Annotated in this window: 24 protein-coding genes; 22 read left to right on the top strand and 2 right to left on the bottom strand. The window is 39.5% G+C overall.

What is annotated here, in order from left to right:
* Positions 1-211 precede the first annotated feature (211 nt).
* The 7 genes from CYJ36_RS21040 (at position 212) to CYJ36_RS21010 (ending at position 9,245) form a co-directional block, all read left to right on the top strand.
* Positions 212-1,297, top strand: coding sequence for a D-alanine--D-alanine ligase (locus CYJ36_RS21040; RefSeq protein ID WP_101569219.1), 1,086 nt, complete (start codon positions 212-214; stop codon positions 1,295-1,297).
* Positions 1,298-1,385: 88 nt separating this feature from the next.
* Positions 1,386-2,756 (top strand): UDP-N-acetylmuramoyl-tripeptide--D-alanyl-D-alanine ligase, encoded by a 1,371-nt coding sequence (locus CYJ36_RS21035; protein ID WP_101569218.1) that lies wholly within the window; start codon positions 1,386-1,388, stop codon positions 2,754-2,756.
* Positions 2,757-3,099: 343 nt separating this feature from the next.
* Positions 3,100-3,822, top strand: a complete 723-nt coding sequence (locus CYJ36_RS21030; RefSeq protein ID WP_308315390.1) for an alpha/beta hydrolase — start codon at positions 3,100-3,102, stop codon at positions 3,820-3,822.
* 165 nt (positions 3,823-3,987) lie between these two features.
* Positions 3,988-5,478 carry a DEAD/DEAH box helicase gene (locus tag CYJ36_RS21025; RefSeq protein ID WP_142382732.1) on the top strand — a complete coding sequence of 497 codons (1,491 nt, stop codon included), beginning with the start codon at positions 3,988-3,990 and terminating at the stop codon, positions 5,476-5,478.
* Positions 5,479-6,239: 761 nt separating this feature from the next.
* Positions 6,240-7,208, top strand: coding sequence for a UV DNA damage repair endonuclease UvsE (gene uvsE / locus CYJ36_RS21020; protein WP_101569216.1), 969 nt, complete (start codon positions 6,240-6,242; stop codon positions 7,206-7,208).
* A gap of 116 nt (positions 7,209-7,324) precedes the next feature.
* A complete protein-coding gene (locus CYJ36_RS21015) occupies positions 7,325-7,804 on the top strand; it encodes a PH domain-containing protein (RefSeq protein WP_101569215.1) in 480 nt (159 codons plus the stop codon).
* Positions 7,794-9,245, top strand: a complete 1,452-nt coding sequence (locus CYJ36_RS21010; protein ID WP_101569214.1) for a PH domain-containing protein — start codon at positions 7,794-7,796, stop codon at positions 9,243-9,245. Before CYJ36_RS21015 ends, CYJ36_RS21010 begins: the two co-directional genes overlap by 11 nt.
* 45 nt (positions 9,246-9,290) lie before the next feature.
* On the opposite strand, the gene CYJ36_RS21005 is transcribed toward CYJ36_RS21010, so the two are convergent.
* Complete coding sequence (locus CYJ36_RS21005) at positions 9,291-9,893, bottom strand: rhomboid family intramembrane serine protease (RefSeq protein WP_101569213.1); 603 nt, start codon at positions 9,891-9,893, stop codon at positions 9,291-9,293.
* A gap of 302 nt (positions 9,894-10,195) precedes the next feature.
* Here CYJ36_RS21005 and acpS point away from each other — a divergent pair, with 302 nt between their 5' ends.
* From acpS to CYJ36_RS20935, 14 genes are all read left to right on the top strand, one after another.
* A complete protein-coding gene (acpS, locus tag CYJ36_RS21000) occupies positions 10,196-10,561 on the top strand; it encodes a holo-ACP synthase (RefSeq protein WP_101569278.1) in 366 nt (121 codons plus the stop codon).
* Positions 10,562-10,697: 136 nt separating this feature from the next.
* The gene (locus CYJ36_RS20995) at positions 10,698-11,708 is read left to right on the top strand and encodes a LolA family protein (RefSeq protein WP_101569212.1); all 1,011 of its coding nucleotides are present in this window, start codon (positions 10,698-10,700) and stop codon (positions 11,706-11,708) included.
* Between the two features lie 203 nt (positions 11,709-11,911).
* Positions 11,912-13,096: an alanine racemase gene (gene alr / locus CYJ36_RS20990; protein WP_101569211.1), complete on the top strand. Its 1,185-nt coding sequence runs from the start codon at positions 11,912-11,914 to the stop codon at positions 13,094-13,096.
* Between the two features lie 143 nt (positions 13,097-13,239).
* Complete coding sequence (locus tag CYJ36_RS20985; RefSeq protein WP_029286378.1) at positions 13,240-13,521, top strand: CopG family ribbon-helix-helix protein; 282 nt, start codon at positions 13,240-13,242, stop codon at positions 13,519-13,521.
* A gap of 4 nt (positions 13,522-13,525) precedes the next feature.
* Positions 13,526-13,876: a type II toxin-antitoxin system endoribonuclease NdoA gene (gene ndoA / locus CYJ36_RS20980; protein WP_029286376.1), complete on the top strand. Its 351-nt coding sequence runs from the start codon at positions 13,526-13,528 to the stop codon at positions 13,874-13,876.
* A 139-nt stretch (positions 13,877-14,015) separates the two neighbouring features.
* Positions 14,016-14,852 (top strand): STAS domain-containing protein, encoded by an 837-nt coding sequence (locus CYJ36_RS20975; protein WP_101569210.1) that lies wholly within the window; start codon positions 14,016-14,018, stop codon positions 14,850-14,852.
* Complete coding sequence (locus CYJ36_RS20970; protein ID WP_101569209.1) at positions 14,849-15,214, top strand: STAS domain-containing protein; 366 nt, start codon at positions 14,849-14,851, stop codon at positions 15,212-15,214. The genes CYJ36_RS20975 and CYJ36_RS20970 overlap by 4 nt, the downstream gene beginning before the upstream one ends.
* 2 nt (positions 15,215-15,216) lie before the next feature.
* Positions 15,217-15,618, top strand: coding sequence for an anti-sigma regulatory factor (locus CYJ36_RS20965; RefSeq protein WP_101569208.1), 402 nt, complete (start codon positions 15,217-15,219; stop codon positions 15,616-15,618).
* An 11-nt stretch (positions 15,619-15,629) separates the two neighbouring features.
* Entirely contained in the window at positions 15,630-16,637 is a 1,008-nt protein-coding gene (locus CYJ36_RS20960) for a PP2C family protein-serine/threonine phosphatase (RefSeq protein WP_101569207.1), read from the top strand.
* Between the two features lie 55 nt (positions 16,638-16,692).
* Positions 16,693-17,025 carry an anti-sigma factor antagonist gene (locus tag CYJ36_RS20955; protein ID WP_101569206.1) on the top strand — a complete coding sequence of 111 codons (333 nt, stop codon included), beginning with the start codon at positions 16,693-16,695 and terminating at the stop codon, positions 17,023-17,025.
* Positions 17,022-17,504 (top strand): anti-sigma B factor RsbW, encoded by a 483-nt coding sequence (gene rsbW, locus CYJ36_RS20950; protein ID WP_101569205.1) that lies wholly within the window; start codon positions 17,022-17,024, stop codon positions 17,502-17,504. Before CYJ36_RS20955 ends, rsbW begins: the two co-directional genes overlap by 4 nt.
* A complete protein-coding gene (gene sigB, locus CYJ36_RS20945) occupies positions 17,470-18,258 on the top strand; it encodes an RNA polymerase sigma factor SigB (RefSeq protein ID WP_101569204.1) in 789 nt (262 codons plus the stop codon). The genes rsbW and sigB overlap by 35 nt, the downstream gene beginning before the upstream one ends.
* Entirely contained in the window at positions 18,258-18,857 is a 600-nt protein-coding gene (locus tag CYJ36_RS20940; RefSeq protein ID WP_101569203.1) for a PP2C family serine/threonine-protein phosphatase, read from the top strand. The genes sigB and CYJ36_RS20940 overlap by 1 nt, the downstream gene beginning before the upstream one ends.
* Before the next feature lie 91 nt (positions 18,858-18,948).
* A complete protein-coding gene (locus CYJ36_RS20935) occupies positions 18,949-21,111 on the top strand; it encodes a Tex family protein (protein WP_101569202.1) in 2,163 nt (720 codons plus the stop codon).
* A gap of 14 nt (positions 21,112-21,125) precedes the next feature.
* Here the strand turns inward: CYJ36_RS20935 and cmpA are convergent, their stop codons facing one another.
* Entirely contained in the window at positions 21,126-21,239 is a 114-nt protein-coding gene (cmpA, locus tag CYJ36_RS20930; protein WP_101569201.1) for a cortex morphogenetic protein CmpA, read from the bottom strand.
* 104 nt (positions 21,240-21,343) lie between these two features.
* Between cmpA and CYJ36_RS20925 the strand changes: the two genes are divergently transcribed.
* Complete coding sequence (locus CYJ36_RS20925; RefSeq protein WP_101569200.1) at positions 21,344-21,790, top strand: SprT family protein; 447 nt, start codon at positions 21,344-21,346, stop codon at positions 21,788-21,790.
* Positions 21,791-21,996: the final 206 nt, after the last annotated feature.

Genomic DNA, 21,996 nt, shown 5'->3' with positions numbered 1-21,996 from the left:
AAAACAGGTTAAAGCTCAAAATGAGGTAACTAAACATAAACAGTCGGCAGGATCAGTGATATAGCTCAAAAAGCTCAAAATGAGGTGGTTAAAAGCGGACGAAAAAAGGCGTGTCGTTCGAATGTTATAAAGAATTCCTTGATGGGCTATAACAATTTGATTTGAAAATGATAATATAGAAGAGATGAACTTTCTTTAGGGGGATATCCATATGAAAATTAAAGTCGGACTTTTATACGGCGGCAAGTCAGCAGAGCATCAGGTTTCATTGCAAACCGCACTTGCTGTAATAAAAGCATTAGATACAAACAAATTTGACATACATCCAATTTACATTTCGGAAAAAGGCGAATGGGTCCGCGGCCAGCAGCTGCAGGGGCCAGCAGAAAATGTAAAAGCTCTTCAGTTTAAAGAGGAAGGTACGATTGTTTCGCCTGTTGCCTTAAATCAGGATTTATTTCCATCAAAAAATGAAATTCAGCAAGATCAAATTGATGTTGTATTCCCGCTCCTGCACGGTCCTAACGGAGAGGATGGAACGGTTCAAGGCATGCTTGAATTGCTGAATATACCTTACGTAGGCAATGGAGTTCTTGCTTCAGCTGCAGGCATGGATAAAATCATCATGAAAAACTTATTTGCTCAGGCTGGGTTAGATCAGGCTAAATACGTTTCATTCATTAAAAGCGACTGGACAAAATCACCTGAAAAAGCGTATGAGACGGTTGAACAAGAGCTTGGCTATCCATGCTTTGTAAAGCCTGCAAACTTGGGATCAAGTGTCGGAATCAGCAAGTGCAAGGATCGTGAGTCATTAATCAAAGCATTTGGCGAAGCGTTCGAATATGACCGCAAAATTATTATTGAAGAAGGTATCATCGGTCGCGAAATTGAAATAGGCGTGATTGGAAATGATGAGCCAATATGTTCTGTTGTTGGTGAAATTGCTCCTAAGAAAGAGTTTTACGACTACAAAGCAAAATACGAAGATGGCGACACGGATATGATTATTCCGGCACAAGTTACGGAAGAAGAGTATGCTCTTATAAAAGAAATGGCCATCAAATCATTTAAAGCGATTGATGGATCTGGATTAGTGCGAGCTGACTTTTTCTTAACGGAGGACGGCAGAGCCCTTATCAATGAAGTAAATACAATGCCTGGCTTTACCCCATACAGCATGTTCCCGCTTCTTTGGAAGCATACAGGCGTTGAATATCCTCAGCTGATCGAAAAGCTGGTTGACCTTGCACTAGAGCGCCATGAAGGAAAACAGCAAATTAAACATACGTTTTAAGAAAGCTTGGAAACACTATTCATAGGAATAGTGTTTCTTGTTCTACATATTGATGAAAAGAAAGACCCCGAAAGGAGCTAAACTGAAAATGATACAACGATCTTTACTGGACATACAAACGATGGTGAATGGATCTGGATTACCTTCGGATAAAGAAAAAGTGATGGTTCAAGGAGTATTGACGGATTCTAGAAAGATTGAATCAGGGACACTGTTCATCCCGATTGTCGGCGAAACCTTTGACGGACACCGTTTCGCAGAAAAAGCGCTGCAAGAAGGATCAGCAGCAACTTTATGGAATCGTTCAGAACCTAATCCGCCATCATTCGGTGCCGTTATCTTAGTAGACGATACGTTAAAGGCTCTCCAGCAGTTAGCAAGTGAATATTTGGCGCAGCTGCAGCTGAAAGTGGTCGGAGTAACAGGAAGCAACGGGAAAACCACTACAAAAGATATGGTCGCAGCCTTGCTTTCCACTACATACAAGGTACATAAAACAAAAGGCAATTTTAATAATCACATTGGTTTGCCTCTTACAATCCTGAGTATGAGCGAGGATACTGAAGCAGCTGTACTGGAAATGGGAATGAGCAATAGAGGGGAAATCGAACTTCTATCAAATCTTGCAAAACCAGACGCTGCAATCATTACCAATATTGGCGAATCTCACTTAATGAATCTCGGTTCAAGAGAAGGAATTGCAGAAGCTAAACTTGAAATTGTCAGCGGTCTAAAGCCTGATGGTATTCTGATTTATGATGGTGATGAACCATTGCTTACAGAACGTGTTCAATCCATGACGATTAAATCCATTCCATTTGGAGGATCTGCTCACAATCAATACGCTCCTGAAGAAATAAGCCAAACTGAAAACGGCACATTTTTCAAAATAAAGGGCCGCAATGAAAAGTTATTTCTGCCTGTCCTCGGCAAGCATAATGTCAATAATGCGCTTGCAGCAATTGCAGCTGCAGAATACATGGGCGTTTCTCCAGAGAATATAAATGAAGGATTAAAAGAAATTCAAATGACGGGAATGCGCCTGGAATTAAGAAAAACAAAAGGCAATCTTGCGGTCATTAACGATGCCTATAATGCAAGTCCAACCTCAATGAAGGCTGCAATCAGGCTGGCTGTAGACATGCAGGGATACAATCAGAAGATACTGGTCCTTGGAGATATTCTTGAGCTTGGAGAAGATCTTGAAGTTAAGTTTCATCAAGAGGTAGGCAAGACAATTGATTCACAGAAAATCGATCATCTTTTCACGTTTGGAAAATTAGGAGCAGAAATAGCTGCGGGTGCTTTAACTAATATGGATAAGAACCATGTGCATGTTTACCAAGACAAACAAGAGCTTGTTCATCAGTTAAAACAGACAGCTAATCCAGGAGATCTCGTTTTAATAAAAGCCTCAAGAGGCATGAAGCTTGAAGAAGTAGTAAATGCACTCGTTTAAGTAGAATATCTGCCTAAGCAAACAAAGAACTGGTCATACCGGTTGTCTAGATCCAAAAGAAAAAGCATAAATTAGCATATGTATAATGGATTGCCAGCAAAGGAAAATGAATTACACGTAAAAGGGCCCTTATGTTTATTAGAAAATAAATGGTGTTATTAATAAAATAACTAATGCAATTCCAAGTGCATACGGTGTCAATTCACTCATAACTTCCATCACGCTGTTTTTTAATACTGTCATTGTTAACGCTCCTTTTTGTTTTGAAATATAGTAACCCAGGGTACTTTATATATACCCGGGGTTTTTTTATTTAAAACAGCATGCATATCAAAAAAGATGTATGGGAGAGAGTGATATGAAGGGATGCCTATGTATACATGGTTTTACCGGTGCTCCATTTGAAGTTGAGCCTCTTGTCAGACATTTAAAGGAAGAGACTGACTGGATGATAAAAGCACCTACCCTGCCCGGTCATGGAGATGTGCCAAGTTTGAAGGGAATTCAGTTCACCCAATGGATAGCCCATGCCGAAAACGAGCTGAGAGATTTAATGAATGAATGCGAAGAAGTCTATATTATCGGATTTTCAATGGGTGGATTGATAGCTGCATATCTTGCTTCTGAGTATCAGGTGGAAAAATTAGTTTTATTAAGTGCTGCTGCCTATTATCTAAATCCGCGGCAAATGCTTCTTGATGTAAAAGAACTCATCACGGATACGATAAGAGGAAATGGAGCAAATAGTGAAATTTATATAAGATATAGAAAAAAAGTACTTGAAACACCGCTGGCTGCTGCACTTGAATTCAGGAAGCTTGTGAGGTACATTCGACCAATATTGGATAAAATAACAATACCTGTTTTGATTGTTCAAGGGGAATGTGACGGTATAGTACCCATAAAAAGCGCCCAATATCTGTATGAAAGAATTCCTTCAGATCAGAAGGAGCTGTGCTTTTTGCCGTGTTCAAAGCATCTTGTTTGTCACGGTGAAGATTTTCCAATGCTAATTGATGTAATAGAAAGTTTTTTAATAACACAAGATAGAATGAGTCTAAAATAAAACCACATCTTTAGCACTTGTTGTAAAAAAGTAAAAAAAGTGGTATGATTAACTTTAAGTGTTTACGGGCTTTTATAAAGCTAACGTTTTGCCCGATGGGGCGTTTTTTGTTTCACCATACATGAAAGTCTGTGAAGCTATAGAGATTAAAAGGAGTAGAACAAATTGACAATTACGTTTCAAGAACTAGGTATTAGCCCATTATTAATGGATGCAATTAACAAAATGGGGTTTGAAGAAGCAACACCTATCCAAGCCCAAACGATCCCGCTGGGGCTTCAAAATAAAGATGTGATCGGCCAAGCACAAACAGGAACAGGTAAAACAGCTGCATTCGGTATTCCTCTTATCGAAAAAATTGATGTAAGACAAGATAAGATTCAGGGGATTATCATTGCTCCAACTCGCGAACTTGCGATTCAAGTATCTGAAGAACTTTATAAAATCGGTTCTGCGAAACGCGCTCGTGTATTACCGATTTACGGTGGTCAAGATATCAATCGCCAAATTCGCTCATTGAAAAAGGCTCCTCATATTATCGTTGGTACTCCAGGTCGCTTAATTGACCATATCAACCGTAAAACATTGAAGTTATCAGACGTTCAAACAGTTGTATTGGACGAAGCGGATGAAATGCTGAATATGGGATTCATCGAGGACATCGAGTCAATCTTATCGAACGTTCCTGCTGAACACCAAACTTTGTTATTCTCAGCAACAATGCCTGATGCAATCAGACGCATTGCTGAAAAATTCATGACAAATCCTGAGCTTGTTAAAGTCAAAGCGAAGGAAATGACTGTTTCAAACATTCAACAGTTCTTCATCGAAGTACAAGAAAAGAAAAAATTTGATGTGTTAACACGTCTTCTTGATATTCAATCACCTGAGCTTGCGATCGTTTTCGGACGTACAAAACGCAGAGTTGATGAGCTTTCTGAAGCTCTTATGCTTAGAGGATATGCTGCTGAAGGAATCCATGGTGATTTAACTCAAGCAAAACGTATGTCTGCTCTTCGTAAGTTTAAAGAAGGTGCAATTGAAGTGCTTGTAGCTACAGATGTTGCTGCACGCGGACTTGATATTTCAGGTGTAACACATGTTTACAACTTCGATGTGCCACAGGATCCTGAAAGCTATGTTCACCGTATCGGACGTACAGGCCGTGCAGGCAAAACAGGTGCTGCGATGACTTTCGTAACTCCAAGAGAACAGGATATGCTTAAAATCATTGAGCGTACAACTAAGCGTAAAATGGATAAAATGAAAGCTCCAACTCTTGATGAGGCACTTGAAGGTCAGCAATCTGTTTCAATCGAAAAGATTCGCCAAACAATTAATGATGAGAACTTGTCATTCTATAAGAGCACAGCTGAAGCTCTTCTCGAAGAGTTTGATCAAGTATCAGTACTTGCTGCTGCTATCAAATTAATGACTAAAGAACCGAACCAAACTCCGGTTAACTTAACAGATGAAGCTCCAATGTATGCGAAAAGAGGCGGAAAACGTTCATCGTCTTCTTCTTCAAACAACCGCAACAGAAGAGACGGCCAGCGCCCTCATTCTAAGAACAACAAACGTTCTTACGGACAACAAGGCGGCAAGCCGAACAGAGACAACAAAAGACGCTACTCAAATTCGTCTTCATCTAACTAATAGATGAGTAACGCACCGTGCCTTTAGGCATGGTGCGTTTTTTTTAGTTTTGGGATCAGAGAAATGGCGGCTTCGAAATAAGGATAAACCTTGGTGCACTGGGCGTAGATTCGGTCACTCCATTAGGAGAAAACTGGAAGATTGCACAGAAAAAGTGGCTTAACGCACAGAAATTTAGTTGAGTGCACAGAAAACAGGTGTATCGCACATAAATTTGAATGTTCGCACAGAAAGTAGCCGAGGATCGATTTTTAAACGGAATAGTCGAACTGATCTGACTAATCGACAACGGAGAAAAGAGTGATTTTTTGCTGGAAATAAAGGTATTCTGCTACGGAATTTGGAATAACAGGGTACTGGGGGTAGCGTCAGGCACTCGTTTGGGGAAAATTGGAATAGCGCAAAAAAAGTGGCTTAACGCATAGGAATTTAGTTGAGTGCACAGAAAACCTGAAGTAGACTGATAAAACCCAAAACAAAGCCAAATATCTGTGAAAGATGCTCTCGCATGACCAAAATCCAATCTGAATTTGAGAAAAGTAAGCATTTTCACAACAAATTAACTTTAAGAATGGTCAGTTTTGTTCCCTGCAAATTAATGTCTTTCGTTTATTATCTGAAAAGCGCCCTTTCCTCCGCATTCACCATATTATTATCCACAAGCCATGTTTCACATTATCTAAATCAAACTATCACTTGAAAGGTAATTCCCTTACATTACGGACAATCTATACATAACCTTAATAAAGCAGGTGACAGCAATGACAATGGTCCGTTTAGGTTATGTAGCTATGAGTGTGAATCTCAAGAATTGTTCTCCTTCACAAACGATGACGTTTTCTCAATTTCAGCGGATTAAAGACCGGGAAGCTGCAATCGAGAAGCTTGAAAGGATTGCGAGATCGAATCTCGAAAATTGTCTTCGTATTTTAAAGCATAACGATGGTCATGACGTCCATTTTTTTAGATTCAGTTCAAGATTAATTCCACTGGCAAACCATCAGGAAATTCAGGATTTTAAATATATGAGAACTCTTAAAGAAACGCTTAAAGCGCTTGGGGACTGGGTTTCTCGTACGGGGATGAGAGTCGATTTTCACCCGGATCATTTCGTGCTGCTGAACTCGCCGAAGCCGGAAATATTAAACACATCTCTAAGAACGTTAAGCATGCATGAAGCGTTGCTAAGGGGAATGAATGTACCTCACGAGCATAGGTGTGTCATTCATGTCGGAGGTGCTTACAATGATAAAGAAAAAGCACTCGAGCAATTTATTCATAACTGGGGATTCGTACCTGTCAAAATCCAGAACATGCTTATGCTGGAAAATGACGATACGACATTCACCCTTCAAGACACCCTTTACTTATGTGAAAAATTAGCTATTCCGTTAGTATTTGATTATCATCATCACCTGGCACACCATGAAGATGATTCGAATTGGGAGAAACATTGGGAACGTGTCGTAAGCACCTGGCAGCACTCATCTCTTCCTGTAAAAATGCATATTTCGAGTCCAAGAAATGAAAAAGAATTCAGAGCCCATGCTGATTATGTGAATCCAGAGCTTTTTATGGCGTTTTTAAATGAAATTAAAGGCACTGTTAAGCAAGTGGACTGTATGATAGAAGCGAAGCAAAAGGATGATGCGCTGTTTCAGCTGATGGAGAGTATGTGCAGCTATCCCAATATTGAAAAAATAGACGGATCCTCATTTTACGTAAGATGACTATCCAATAATGGTTCTTTTCCTTTATAATAAACTGGTATGTTTTACTAATAATGAAACATAATGACTCACAAAACGTATATAAAGAGAGAATTTTACGTCAGGGGGAAACAAACATGAGAGAACCGCCTAAATTTCAAATCAGTCAAAAAGCATTAAAAGTATGGAAACTATCCGCACTTATACAATCTCTTATTTTTTTATCTGTGGCCGGAGGGATCACTTTTGCTGTTCTTTATTTTGACTGGCCGATGTGGATTGCCATTGTCAGTTTAGGGATATGGCTCATCTTATCGATCATATTTATCTTTATTACACCGAAAATACAGCACCGTACGTGGCGGTATGAGGTTCATGAAAACGAAATTGATATACAGTCAGGATTGTTTGTTGTGAAAAGAGTGCTTGTTCCAATGGTGCGGGTTCAGCATGTCAACACAAAGCAAGGACCGCTGCTCAGAAAAAATAATCTTGCTACTGTCACAATTCACACAGCAGCAACTGTTCATGAGATACCTGCTCTTGATGTGGTAGAAGCAGATCAGCTGCGTGACTTTATATCAAAGCTTGCAAGGGTGACGGAAGATGATGTCTAAACCGAGAAGACTGCATCCTGCATCAGCGATATTGACCTTTTTCAAACAATTAAAAGATGGAATATTTCCTGTCATTGTTCTTTTCTTTGTAAATGACTATAAGTTCTATTTTTTTATTGGACTTGGTGTTATTCTCGCAGCTTTGATCATCTTTAGTTTAATCAGCTGGATGAAATACACATATCGAATTGAAGAAAATGAATTGCGGATTGAATATGGTTTATTTGTAAAAAAGAAAAGGTATATCCCGATTGAAAGAATACAATCAATTAACGAAAGTGCAGGCATTATTCAGCAGCTGTTCGGACTTGTGAAACTGCAGCTTGAAACAGCGGGCGGCGGAGTGGAAGCGGAAGCTGTGCTTACAGCTGTTACAAAAGAAGAGGCCAACAAAATTAATAAAGCATTAACGGAAAGAAAAAAAGAGCTGGTTAATCAGGATGAATTCATTGAGACAATAGAAGAAGAGAAAGAATACTTAACCTATAAAATTGGGTTGAATGAGCTTCTCGTCGCTGCATCAACCTCAAGCGGGATTGGCGTGGTTTTATCTGCTGCGTTTGCTTTTTTCTCGCAATTCGATGAACTGATTCCCTTTGATGACATTATAGATCGCTTCGCTTTTCTTTCCAATGCGAGCATTACAGTCTATGCGGTCCTTGTGTTTCTGGCATTTTTCATTGCATGGATTCTTAGCATTGTAGGAGTATGTCTTAAATTTGCCAATTTCACAGTTGTAAAAAAAGAACAAGACCTGGTAATTTCACGCGGAATTTTTGAGAAACACCAGCTCACGATTCCCCTTGAAAGAATACAGGCTATAAAAATAAGTGAAAACCTGCTACGGCAGCCGCTTGGCTATTCAACTGTTCACATTGTAAGTGCTGGGGGCAGCGCTAAGGATCAAGATGTTTCAGCCATTCTTTTTCCGCTGATTAAAAAAACGAAAATCCAGCAGATGCTAAACGAATTCACACCAGATTTTTCTTTGGCTGATAGCCTTAATTCATTGCCGAAAAAGGCAAAAAGAGGCTATATCCTTGTTTATACAATTCCTTTTTTGATCATTTCTGCTCTTCTTAGCTTCTTCCTGCAGCCGTGGGGTTATTTAGCACTAGTCACAGTTCCTCTTGGACTATTATTCGGTCTGGCGGCATTTAAGGATGCAGGATGGGCAATTCATGGAGAACAGCTTACTTTGTCGGCAAGAACCATTGTTAAATCTACATTTATTGTAAAACGAAAAAGAATTCAAGTCATCGAAACAAGGCAATCCTTTTTTCAGCGCCGGATAGACTTAGCTTCCATCCAATCCTCAACGACATCTGGAATAGGCGGCACACATTTTATTGTGAAGGGCGTAGAAGTAAAAGATGCCGGTGAAATGTTTGAATGGTATTCCTATGAAAATCAGAACATGAAAAAGACGCGTATCAACTAACGCGTCTTTTTTATGCAGAAAAGAATAACCGTCGGTTCCGCTTTTCTATGTATATCTCCTATCTTTCTTTAGAAATAATGGAGCGAGCAGGGCGCCACCAATTACACCGAATACATGGGCGATGATGTTAATGTTTGTATTTATGAATGTCATCACGACCCCGATGACTAAAATCGTAATAATCAGCTGAGAGTTTGAAGAATCGATCATATCCTTTCTGAAAACAACGAGGTAAAGATAGATTCCGAATAAGCCGAAAATAGCCCCTGATGCTCCTAAATGAGTATAGGTTAAATCTTCAATAATGAAGAAGGTTGCAAGGTTAGCGACAATGCCTGTCAGTAAATATGCAGCGGCAAATTGAACCTTGCCGAGCATCCGTTCTAATGCTGGAGCAAAAAGAATGATGGAAACCGAATTAAATAGAATGTGAGCAAAACTTGCATGCAGGAAAATGGGAGTAACTAAACGCCAATATTCACCGTTTGCAACACCGGCATTGTATCCTACAAGAGATGCGAAAAAATATGTTATTGTAGGAATTGGAATTAAAAACAAAAGCCAGAGTACAACTTGAATACATACAATCACTGATACGACAGGATATAACCGAATGAACGTCCTGAAACTTTCCGATCTTGTAAACATGGGGATTGTGTCTCCTTATCTAAGTTCATAGTACTTTCTATATTACCACGGTTATGAGGAATTGAAGCAAATTAGTACTTTTTATGGAAAGGCTCTCCTCGTATAGGTTGTTGCCTTTAGAAAAAATGTTTAAAATCTTGAGTTGATTGCAGCGGAAGACACTTGACTCCTGCGGGAAATAGAGGAGGCTCCCATCCCTCCCCGAAGAAAACAAGTGCTTGCAGCGGAAATCCACGGGTGAAATTTATAATTAAAAACAACAATCAATGTGAAATCAGCCAATGGAAATGAGAGTGATAGTTGTGATTAAAGGTATTGGTCTGGATTTGACTGAATTAAACAGGATTGAACGTCTGATTAAGAGGCAGCCGAAATTTATTGATCGGATTCTTACTGAAAAAGAAAAAGATAAATACGAGTCACTTGCACCGAGGAGAAAAATTGAATATGCTGCCGGAAGGTTTGCTGCGAAAGAGGCATTTTCAAAAGCTATGGGAACAGGGATTGGTAAACAATTAAGTTTCCTGGACATTCAAATTCTTAACGATTCTTCAGGAAAACCGGTTGTCGCATCACCTGAATTGAACGGTTCTATCGTGTATGTTTCCATTACCCACTCAAAGGATTATGCAGCTGCTCAAGTAATTATTGAAAGCTCGTCAAGCTAGTCTGCATATTCATATACTTTGTCTCATATATTTGTACAGCGGTAGGAGAGACAAGTCGTTTGAAAGGATCGTCCATGATCCATTCAAGAGCGTTTCTTCCTTTTTAAGTCATATGAGACAAAGGGGTTGAAAAAAGGTGAGAAAGAGCGTTTTATTACTCGTAATAGGATTACTTGCAGTATTGATGCTTGCTGCTTGCGGAGAGAAATCACAGAAGGACGTTGTAAAAGGTTTGGATAATAAGGTTGCAGAATTGAAGGGGTATAAAGCGAAAGCGCGGATGACACTTCAAACAGGCAGTGAGCCTCAAATCTATGAGGTGGAAATTTGGCATAAGCAGCCTTCATTTTACAGGGTGAATTTGAAAAATGCTGAAAAAGATCAAAGTCAAATGATACTCCGCAATAAAGAAGGCGTTTTTGTGCTTACGCCAGCTCTGAAGAAAAGCTTCCGATTCCAGAGCGATTGGCCGCAAAACAGCAGTCAGGCGTATCTCTTTGAATCATTGGTAAAAGACATCAAGGGTGATGCAGATGCCATTTTCAAATCAACCAAGGATGCTTATGTTTTTGAAACAAAAACAAATTACCAAAACAGTCAAATGCTTCCTTTGCAGGAGATTACCTTCAATAAAAAAGATTTGAAACCATCAGTAGTAAAGGTAATGGATACAGATCGCAATCCATTAGTTGTTGTGGAATTTTCGGAGTTTGATTTTAATGCCTCATTTGATGAGAATTCATTCGATATGCAAAAGAATATGTCATTCGCCAGTGTGGATGTTGAAACCTCAGCTGCTGCTAATTCAGAGCCGTTTGCTGTGAAATATCCTCTTGAAAAATTAGAAGGGGTGAAGCTGACAGAGGAAAAAGAAATGAAAACAGAAAATGGAAAACGTGTGGTCCAAACGTATGATGGCGAAAAGTCATACACCTTTATTCAAGAAAAAGCAGTTGCTGCAACTGTTGCAACGTCCACGTCTGTAAGCGGAGAGCCGATTGATCTGGGTGTGGCAATAGGGGCTTTAACTGAACAATCGTTAACTTGGACATACGATGGTGTTGAATATATGATTGCATCGGAAGATTTAACACAGGAAGAAATGATCCGCGTAGCTCAATCCGTTCAAGGTCAAGCGGTTAAATAATGATACTTGGGTGGCGGGAAAAGCCATCCAAGTTTTTTTATTTCTGTAAGAAATTGAAGCCCTCGTTCTTTTTTAACCCGATCAAACTCTCCCGCAGGATTCTTCATCTAAAATCTCCTGATTGGAACCGATTTCATTTGACAAATGAGCAGAATACCCTTGATAATCAGCATAGATAAAGACAATCATGAGGAAGTGTAGACATGGGAAACTCTTTTTACCGGGATACTTGGGCGGAAATTGATTTAGATGCGATTCAAAACAATGTTCAATCCATGAAAAAACATATAGGGAAAAATGTAAAGCTAATTGCGGTAGTAAAGGCAAATGCTTATGGGCATGGCGATGTTGAAGTGGCTAAGATTGCAAGTGAAGCTGGTGCCGATATGCTGGCCGTTGCTTTTTTGGATGAGGCACTTGTATTGCGTCATGCTGGGTTTGATCTTCCGATTTTAGTATTGGGCGCTTCAAGACCAAGTGATGTACAGATTGCAATTAATCATGACATTATATTAACATCGCCTTCACTTGAATGGCTGACGGCTGCTGAAAAACATGCTGAAGCAGGGAAGCTGTCTGTTCATTTAAAGCTCGATACAGGTATGGGCCGCATTGGAATCCGAACAGAAAATGAACTTCTGCAGGCATTTGAATTTGCTGCAGGAAAACAAAAAGTGAAAATAGAAGGTATCTTTACTCATTTTGCAACAGCAGACGAGCTTGATACGACCTATTTTAAGAAACAGTACGAGAGGTTTACAGCAATGACCCGCACAGCGGCTGAATATGAAAATGTTATGATTCATTGCGGCAATAGTGCGACAGGCCTGCGTTTTCCTGATAAATTGGTTCACGCTGTCAGACTTGGGATCTCTATGTACGGATTAAGCCCTTCACGAGAAATAAAGGATGAACTGCCATTCGAGTTAAAAGAAGCTTTTTCTCTTCATTCAAAGCTTGTTCATGTGAAAAAAATAAGCAAAGGCGATAAAGTGAGTTATGGAGCTACTTATACAGCTGAGAAGGATGAGTGGATCGGAACAATTCCAATCGGATATGCAGACGGTTGGATAAGAAGACTGAAAGATTCAGAAGTGCTGATAGATGGTGTGAGAATGCCAATTGTTGGGAGAATATGCATGGATCAATGCATGATAAAACTGACATCTTATAAAGAAGTTGGCACTAAAGTTACTCTAATCGGAAGACAAAAAGAAGAGTATATTTCAATTGATGATGTTGCGGAAAAACTAGAAACCATCAATTATGAAGTGCCTTGTACAATAACTTTGCGCGTTCCCCGTATGTTTTTGAAAAATAAGAGTATAATTGAAGTGAGAAACTCGCTTTTTTGCGGGAAAGTTCAGCCAGGTGCTGATGAAGCATGAAGAAGAGATGAATAAAAAGAGTCTTGATCAGCCGATAATAGTGTTGAATTATTAGAAAATAACTTTGCTTCTTGCATTGATAATGGTATTATTGTATGTGGAATGGAATAATAGGTGTGTAAGTTTGGTGGAGGTGTATGTTTGTGTCTGAATCCAGCGCAACAACAGAAATCTTAATTCGTTTACCACAGGCATTGGTCTCGGAATTAGACGGTCTTGTTAAACAAGAGAATGGGAACCGAAGCGAGTTAATTTATCAAGCAACGAAGATGTATATTCGCGAGCGTAAGAAACGCCAAATACGCGAGTCGATGAGACGCGGATATATGGAAATGGCTAAGATTAACTTAAACATTGCTTCCGAAGCATTTCAGGCTGAATCAGAGGCTGATCACACCGTTGAACGCTTAGTAAGCGGAGGTTAATCCTTTGATTGTCAAACGCGGCGACGTTTATTTTGCTGATTTATCACCCGTTGTTGGCTCTGAGCAAGGGGGCGTCCGTCCAGTACTGATCATCCAGAATGATATCGGAAACAGGTTCAGTCCAACGGTCATCATAGCAGCGATTACAGCTCAAATCCAAAAAGCAAAACTACCTACTCACGTAGAAATTGATTCTAAACGCTATGGGTTTGAACGTGATTCTGTTATATTGTTAGAGCAGATTCGAACAATTGATAAACAGAGATTGACTGATAAGATTACACACTTAGATGATGAAATGATGGATAAAGTGGACGAAGCTCTGCAAATTAGCTTAGGACTCATCGATTTTTAAACAAAAAAAATTATTTTTTTAAGGAAGTTGCTGCCATTTAAGCAACTTTTTTTTATTTTATTATCATAAATCGGTATAATGTAAAGTGGAATAACTTGTTTACTTTTTACCCATTTGATATGAGGGGGATTACTAACACATGAAGGATTCTTCAAATCCAGTGCTTGATTTCGTTCAGGCTCATCAAAATGAGATTCTGAATGAATGGAAAGACAGTCTGAAAGCAATAGACGATCAAAAAATCTCGAATGTTCTTTCAGATCAAGTGTATTCAAATACTTGCAATGAATATCTTCAAATCTTAATCAGCCATATGACAAACCCTGAGGCTGATCACACTGAAAAAGTTGCTGATTATGCTCATAAAGTTGTTCAATTAGGCTGGAGCTTAAAGTATATATCTGAAGGTTTAAAACAGCTTTCTTTAATTATCTTCACAAAAATGACGGATGGTATTCCGGAAGAAGATAAGATGAAAATGGTGTGGGAGTTTGACCGTTCACTTTCTCCTATTAATAATGAATTAATTCATCAGTATGCATCTTCTTGGGAGAGAACCGTTTCTTTGCAGAAGATCGCATTGCAGGAATTATCAGCTCCGCTCATTCCGATCTTTGAAAACATTACAATTATGCCGTTAGTTGGTACAATTGATACAGAAAGAGCGAAACAAATCATGGAGAACTTGCTGACTGGTGTAGTCAAACACCGATCTCAAGTTGTTTTAATTGATATTACTGGTGTTCCTGTTGTGGATACAATGGTCGCTCATCATATTATTCAAGCGTCAGAAGCTGTTCGATTAGTAGGTGCGAAATGTCTGATAGTCGGCATAAGACCTGAAATTGCTCAAACCATTGTCAATCTTGGGATAGATCTTAGCCAGGTTATTACGAAAAACACCCTGCAAAAAGGAATGGAAGCTGCACTTGAAATGACAAATCGACAAATAATAGAAATGGGGGATTCAAAATGAGAACTCCAAGAATACCGATTTTAAAGCTTTATAATTGTTTGCTTGTCTCCATTCAGTGGGAACTTGATGATCAGACTGCCCTGCAGTTTCAAGAAGATCTTCTTCACAAGATTCATGAAACTGGAGCGAGCGGTGTAGTTATAGACTTAACTTCCGTGGATGTAATTGATTCTTTTATCGCAAAGGTGTTAGGTGACGTTATCGGCATGTCAAAATTAATGGGAGCCAAAGTTGTATTAACAGGAATACAGCCTGCTGTAGCAATTACTCTCATAGAGCTTGGCATTCATCTTGCTGATGTTCAGACGGCGCTTGACCTAGAAAAAGGACTTGAAACATTACAACAGGAGCTGGGGGAATAAGCATGGATAACCAATCCTGTGTAAAAATCATTACAGAGTGGGACATTGTTGCTGCACGCCAGCTTGGGCGCAATGTTGCAAAAGAACTCGGGTTTGGTGTGGTAGACCAAGCAAGAATTACGACAGCTATTTCCGAATTAGCCCGTAATATATATCTGTATGCTGGACAAGGCCAGATTTGCATAGAACAAATCAGTGAATACAGCAAAAAAGGTTTAAAAATAATAGCCATTGATAACGGACCAGGGATACCGGATATTCGAAAAGTAATGGAAGACGGCTTTTCTACATCTGGTGGGTTAGGAGCCGGATTGCCTGGAGTAAAACGCCTGATGGATGAATTCAGCATTAATACCGTTTTGGGAGAGGGAACGGATATCCAAGCAGTCAAATGGCTTCGCTAGGGGGAAGCTAGATGGATTTTAAGGAAGTCATTGAATCGAAATATCACGAAATACTAAGTCATTACATGCAAGAATTAACAGAAACGGCTTTGTATCAGGGACAAAAATTCAGCAGAAAAGCAATTGAGGAACAAGTCCCTCCTGAGGAAATTATCAGTTTGCACCGTAAAGTGCTGCAAGATTTATTTCCTGATATTCAACAAGATGTTTTGCACTCTTTAGATTTTCTATTAGAAGTCATGATGGGCTATGGACTGGCGTATCAGGAGCATCAAAGCTTGAGGGATAAGCAGCAGGAAATAAAGGCGGAAATTCAAGTTGCCTTGAATGTGCAGCAAATGCTCCTTGAAACGTCGGTACCGACCGTTCCTTGCTTGGACATTGGCGCAATAAGTGTGCCTGCAAAGCATATGAATGGAGACTATTACCACTTTGTATACAACGAAAAAAGTGTAAGTATTGCTATTGCTGATGTGATTGGAAAAGGAATACCCGCTGCACTTTGTATGTCCATGATCAAGTACGCGATGGATAGCTTGCCGGAGTCCCGCAAATCTCCAAGCCGTGTTCTGGAAAATTTAAACAGGGTTGTTGAGCATAATGTGGACCCAAGTATGTTTATTACGATGTTCTATGGCATATATGATACAGAAACTCACGAATTCACATATGGTTCTGCCGGCCATGAGCCTGGCTTTTATTACAGTGCTTCAGAGGATCGTTTCCATGATATGAACACGAAAGGCCTCGTTCTTGGGATTGATCAATCCATCAAATATAAACAATATAGCCGCACTGTTGAACTGGGCGATATGATTGTTTTGCTATCTGACGGGGTAACAGAATCAAAGACAAATGAAGAATTCATAGAACGCCATGTCATCACAGATTTAATCACAAAATACTGTCATCTGAATTCTCAGGCAATCGTTGATAATATTTATAATGATTTCCTGCAAATGCAGGATTTAGAGCTGCGTGATGATTTTACATTAATTATTTTAAAACGCATGGTTTAACATGTAAAAAAAGTGGGTATTTGTTTTAGTAGCTTATATATCTGAGGTGATAGAGATGAATTTAAATATAAATGTTAATCGTACAGAGGAACATATTCAAATAGAATTAGCCGGAGAAATTGATGCGTACACGGCTCCTAAATTAAGAGATGAATTAATGCCTTTGGCAGAAGGAAATAAACCGTTCATGATCGTAAGTCTCAAAGATGTGTCGTATATGGACAGCACGGGACTTGGAGCGTTCGTCGGCCTGCTGAAAGCTGTAAGAAAAAATGAAGGCGACTTAAAGCTTGTGAATTTATCTGCTCGTTTGGAAAGACTATTTAACATCACTGGTTTAAGTGACATTATTGATATTTCTTCTAAATCAGAAGGTGGGGTAAGATGAAACAATTAGTTGATTACATTGAAGTGAAGATACCTGCTAAAGCGGAATTCGTTGGAATTGTCCGTTTGACTCTTTCTGGAATTGCAAGTAGAATGGGATACTCTTACGATGAAATTGAAGATTTGAAAATCGCTACAAGTGAAGCATGTACGAATGCAGTTCAGCATGCGTATGACAAAATTGACAGCGGCGAAGTCATAATTGGGTTCGGTCTTTATGTAGATCGTCTTGAAGTCATGGTTTCAGATAGCGGGCAAAGTTTTAATTTTGAACAAAAGAAAAACGAGCTGGGTCCATATTCTGCTGCAAACCCTGTTGACCAACTTCCAGAAGGAGGGTTGGGGCTCTACTTGATGGAAACGCTCATGGATGAAGTTCGTGTACAGATCGATTCCGGCGTTACCGTCTTTATGACTAAGTATTTAAACGGGGAGCGAGTAGAACATGACACAACCATCCAAAACTACGAAGCGAACTAAAGAAGAAATTAACGAATTGATTCACGATTTCCAGCATAATCAAAATGAAGAAGCTCAGCTTTTTCTTGTGGAATATTACAGCGGGCTTGTTGAGACGCTTGCGAAAAAATACTCTAGAGGAAAAAGCTTTCATGAAGACCTGAAGCAAGTTGGCATGATCGGACTGCTAGGTGCCATTCGCCGTTATGATCCAGAATTCGGCAAATCATTCGAAGCTTTCGCTATTCCGACTGTCATCGGAGAAATAAAACGTTTCCTGCGTGACAAAACATGGAGTGTGCATGTACCGAGAAGGATCAAAGAATTAGGCCCTAAAATAAAAATGGCAGTTGATGAGTTAACCAACTCCCTTCAGCGTTCACCTCAAGTCTATGAAATTGCAGATTATCTTGAAGTAACTGAAGAGGAAGTGCTTGAAACGATGGAGATGGGCAAAAGCTATCAGGCTTTATCTGTCGATCATTCGATTGAAGCGGACTCTGACGGCAGTACGGTTACCATTTTAGATATTGTCGGTTCAAAAGAAGAAGGGTATGAGCAAGTGAATCAGAAGCTTATGCTTGAAAGTGTTCTTCACGTCCTTTCTGATCGTGAAAAAGAAATTATTCACTACACATATATTTTAAATAAGAGTCAAAAGGAAGCAGGAGAAATTTTGGGAATTTCCCAAATGCATGTCTCCAGGCTGCAAAGAAGAGCGATTACGAAACTGAAAGAAGCCCTTTCGGCTGACTTATCATTGGGGTTGCATTAATGATTCAAATTGAAGAAAATAAACATGTCTACGCACTGGCATACCAAATGCAAAAGAAAGGTAAAACGTTATGCGGGGACAGTTTCCTTATAAAAGCAACTGAAGATTATTTCATTTGTGCCGTCGCTGATGGACTTGGCAGCGGTGAGCGTGCCAATGAATCATCTTCTGCCATAAAAGATGTCGTTGAAGAATTTCATGAAGAAGATGTTGAAGTCCTGATCAAAAAATCAAATGAGGTCCTGAAAAACAAGCGAGGCGCAACAGTTGCAATTTTAAAGGCATACTTTAAACAGAATCAATTTACATTCAGTTCTGTAGGAAATATTCGTTTTGTCCTTTATTCTCCAGCCGGCACATTTGTCTATCCTCTTCCTGTATTGGGGTATCTGTCAGGGAAACCTCAAAAATTCCGTGTGCAATCCTTTCCGTATGATGCTGGATCGAAATTTATTATCCATTCAGATGGACTGAATATTCCTGCAGTAAAATCTTTGTTAAAGGATTACAGGACAATTGAAGATATCTCACATCATCTTGAACCATATACCGTTTCAAGACAGGATGATTTAACGTACGTAGTCGGTCAGCTATTCTAGTTGAACGGCTATTTTTTATTTTAATAAGTTTTTTATCATTCTCTTCTTTTGGTAAAATGTTTCTAAGTCTATATTTTGGGGAGGTAATAGGATGTCAGAAAAAATCGAACGTATTATGAAAACGATAAGTGCGGATCTATCCATTACATATAAACAAATATCCAATGTGATTGCATTGTTAGAAGACGGTAACACAGTTCCTTTTATTGCGAGGTACCGCAAAGAGCAGACCGGTGCTTTAGATGAGGTTCAAATTCGGGATATCTCAGAAAAATGGCAGTATACTCAAAATCTTGAATCAAGAAAAGAAGAAGTAATCCGATTGATCGATGAACAAGGGAAGCTAACGGAAGATTTAAAGAAAGAGATAGAAAAGGCTTTGAAGCTTCAAAAGGTAGAAGATCTTTACCGCCCTTACAAGCAAAAACGAAGAACGAAGGCGACTGTTGCAAAAGAAAGAGGATTAGAGCCTTTGGCAGTGTGGATAAAGGAGCAGCCTTCAGCTGGAACGCCAGAAAATAAAGCGGCTGAGTTTATTAACGAAGAGAATGAAATTTTAACTGTTGAAGAAGCTATTGAAGGTGCCAAGGATATATTAGCAGAATGGATCTCAGATGAACCTATGTATCGTCAATGGATACGTGAGCAAACCTTCCGAAAAGGCAAAATCATCACAGCTGCAAAGGATAAAGAAATAGATGAGAAGAACGTTTATGAAATGTACTATGAATATGAAGAACCAATTCAAAAGGTTGTCCCTCATCGAGTGCTGGCGATGAATCGCGGAGAAAAGGAAGGGGTCCTAAAGGTATCAATACAGGCACCTGCAGATCAAATAACTTCATATCTTGAAACAAAAGAAATAAAAAATCGCCAAACATCAGTAAAAGATGTCTATGTGGAGGCGATTGAAGATGCGTATAAACGCTTGATCCAGCCTTCGATAGAACGGGAGATCAGAAAAGAACTGACAGAAAAAGCAGATGATCGTGCCATCCATATTTTTTCCGAAAACTTGCGCAATCTGCTGCTTCAGCCTCCATTAAAAGGACGGATAGTCCTTGGAGTTGATCCTGCTTACAGAACAGGGTGCAAGCTTGCGGCAGTTGATGATACGGGCAAGGTGCTTGAAATTGGTGTCATCTATCCTCATCCCCCAGTAAATAAAGCAAAAGAAGCGAAGCAGAAATTAATTGATGTGATCAAAAAGAACAAGATTGAATTAATTGCAATAGGAAATGGAACAGCTTCGAGAGAGACAGAACAGTTTATCGCAGATCTGATTGATGAACTTGATTCTGATCTTGCTTATATCATTGTCAATGAAGCGGGTGCGAGTGTGTACTCAGCATCAGATCTTGCGCGAGAAGAGTTCCCCGAATTTCAAGTAGAAGAAAGAAGTGCAGTTTCAATTGCAAGACGGCTGCAGGATCCACTTGCAGAGCTTGTGAAAATTGATCCTAAATCTGTCGGCGTCGGGCAATATCAGCATGATGTAACTCAAAAGAAATTAAATGATTCACTGACTTTCGTCGTTGAGACAGTAGTTAACCAGGTAGGTGTCAATGTCAACACTGCGTCCTCATCATTGCTGCAGTATGTCGCTGGGTTAAGCAAAGCAGTTGCGACAAATATTGTGAAGCAAAGAGATGAAATCGGGAAGTTCAAAGACCGCAAGCAGTTAAAGAAGATTCCAAGACTGGGAGCAAAAACGTTTGAACAATGCATCGGGTTCCTCAGAATCCCTGAGGGAAAGCATCCGCTCGATTCAACCGGCATTCACCCAGAAAGCTACAAAGAGGTTGAAGAGCTTCTGAAAAAACTGGGTCTATCATTAAAAGATGTTGGAACGGAGCAGCTTAGAGAAAAAATAGCAGGTATTGATATCAAAGAAATAGCTGATTCAATCCAGCTTGGTGAACTTACACTAAAAGATATTTGTGACTCGCTTGTGCGTCCGGGAAGAGATCCACGAGATGAAATTGCCAAACCGCTCTTGAAAAAAGGAGTTCTGAAATTAGAGGATCTTCAAACAGGAATGGAACTTCAAGGCACAGTTCGAAATGTTGTAGACTTCGGTGCTTTTGTAGATGTAGGGGTCAAACAAGATGGCCTTGTCCATATCTCAAAGCTGCGCAACTCATTTGTTAAACACCCTCTTGATGTTGTCTCGGTAGGTGATGTTGTAACAGTTTGGGTGGACTCTGTAGATATGCATAAAGGCCGGGTCGCTTTAACGATGGTCAATGAATAATTGAAAAACACTGCTTATGGGCAGTGTTTTTTTCTATAGAAATACCAGCACTGATTCAGCATTTTTATCTGATACCGATCCTTTTCAAAAAAAGCACGCTGCATTTGGTTTTTTAACCATGATGGCATTGCTCGTTCCTCCTTATTGTTTATAATGGAGTATGTGTATTACTTATTATATGCGGGCGCAAGATGTCCTGTTCGGAGATACAAACTATTGCGAGGTGTTACCGATGAATGAAGCGCAGCTGCAAGAACTTGTAGAATCGATTTCTATCACTCACTTTAATAAAAAGTTTTTACATAAAGCTTCTTTTAACAATCGCCTTCGTACAACGGGCGGAAGATACTTATTAAGGACCAGCAACATTGAAATCAATCCAAAATACTTAGCCGAAGGATTAGAAGAAGTCGTTGGAATCATTAAACATGAACTGTGTCATTACCATCTGCACATTGAAGGAAGAGGGTACAAGCATGGCGATCCAGAATTTAAAGAATTGCTGGCAAAAGTGAAAGCTCCGAGATTTTGCAAACCTCTTCAGACTGCAGCAAGAACAAAGAAGACAATTGAATATCAGTGCAGCTCATGTTTGCTCTTATATAAACGTTATAAACGGATGAATATTAACAAATACGTTTGCGGAAAATGCGGCGGTAAAATTAAACTTATATCTTAGCTGCAAAAAGGGGTTGACGAAGGGCTTCAAGCTATGATAAATTATAAAAGCCGTCGTAAGAGACGTCATTTGAAAATGAAATGAAGGCTTGACAGTATCAACAAACCTTCTTATAATTAAAGAAGTCTGTCATGATTAATTATTCCGCAGTAGCTCAGTGGTAGAGCTATCGGCTGTTAACCGATCGGTCGTAGGTTCGAGTCCTA

It is taken from the genome of Bacillus sp. UMB0893 (assembly GCF_002858905.1).
Taxonomy (GTDB): domain Bacteria; phylum Bacillota; class Bacilli; order Bacillales; family Bacillaceae; genus Bacillus_P.
The sequence above is the reverse complement of the archived record's forward strand: the minus strand, read 5'-3'. Positions and strand labels throughout refer to the sequence as shown.

Coding starts and splice junctions, on each gene's coding strand:
- CYJ36_RS21040 (WP_101569219.1), top strand. CDS start 212: ATGAAAATTAAAGTCGGACTTTTATACGGCGGCAAGTCAGCAGAGCAT.
- CYJ36_RS21035 (WP_101569218.1), top strand. CDS start 1,386: ATGATACAACGATCTTTACTGGACATACAAACGATGGTGAATGGATCT.
- CYJ36_RS21030 (WP_308315390.1), top strand. CDS start 3,100: ATGGGAGAGAGTGATATGAAGGGATGCCTATGTATACATGGTTTTACC.
- uvsE (WP_101569216.1), top strand. CDS start 6,240: ATGACAATGGTCCGTTTAGGTTATGTAGCTATGAGTGTGAATCTCAAG.
- CYJ36_RS21015 (WP_101569215.1), top strand. CDS start 7,325: ATGAGAGAACCGCCTAAATTTCAAATCAGTCAAAAAGCATTAAAAGTA.
- CYJ36_RS21010 (WP_101569214.1), top strand. CDS start 7,794: ATGATGTCTAAACCGAGAAGACTGCATCCTGCATCAGCGATATTGACC.
- CYJ36_RS21005 (WP_101569213.1), bottom strand. CDS start 9,893: ATGTTTACAAGATCGGAAAGTTTCAGGACGTTCATTCGGTTATATCCT.
- alr (WP_101569211.1), top strand. CDS start 11,912: ATGGGAAACTCTTTTTACCGGGATACTTGGGCGGAAATTGATTTAGAT.
- CYJ36_RS20975 (WP_101569210.1), top strand. CDS start 14,016: ATGAAGGATTCTTCAAATCCAGTGCTTGATTTCGTTCAGGCTCATCAA.
- CYJ36_RS20970 (WP_101569209.1), top strand. CDS start 14,849: ATGAGAACTCCAAGAATACCGATTTTAAAGCTTTATAATTGTTTGCTT.
- CYJ36_RS20965 (WP_101569208.1), top strand. CDS start 15,217: ATGGATAACCAATCCTGTGTAAAAATCATTACAGAGTGGGACATTGTT.
- CYJ36_RS20960 (WP_101569207.1), top strand. CDS start 15,630: ATGGATTTTAAGGAAGTCATTGAATCGAAATATCACGAAATACTAAGT.
- CYJ36_RS20955 (WP_101569206.1), top strand. CDS start 16,693: ATGAATTTAAATATAAATGTTAATCGTACAGAGGAACATATTCAAATA.
- rsbW (WP_101569205.1), top strand. CDS start 17,022: ATGAAACAATTAGTTGATTACATTGAAGTGAAGATACCTGCTAAAGCG.
- sigB (WP_101569204.1), top strand. CDS start 17,470: ATGACACAACCATCCAAAACTACGAAGCGAACTAAAGAAGAAATTAAC.
- CYJ36_RS20940 (WP_101569203.1), top strand. CDS start 18,258: ATGATTCAAATTGAAGAAAATAAACATGTCTACGCACTGGCATACCAA.
- CYJ36_RS20935 (WP_101569202.1), top strand. CDS start 18,949: ATGTCAGAAAAAATCGAACGTATTATGAAAACGATAAGTGCGGATCTA.
- cmpA (WP_101569201.1), bottom strand. CDS start 21,239: ATGCCATCATGGTTAAAAAACCAAATGCAGCGTGCTTTTTTTGAAAAG.
- CYJ36_RS20925 (WP_101569200.1), top strand. CDS start 21,344: ATGAATGAAGCGCAGCTGCAAGAACTTGTAGAATCGATTTCTATCACT.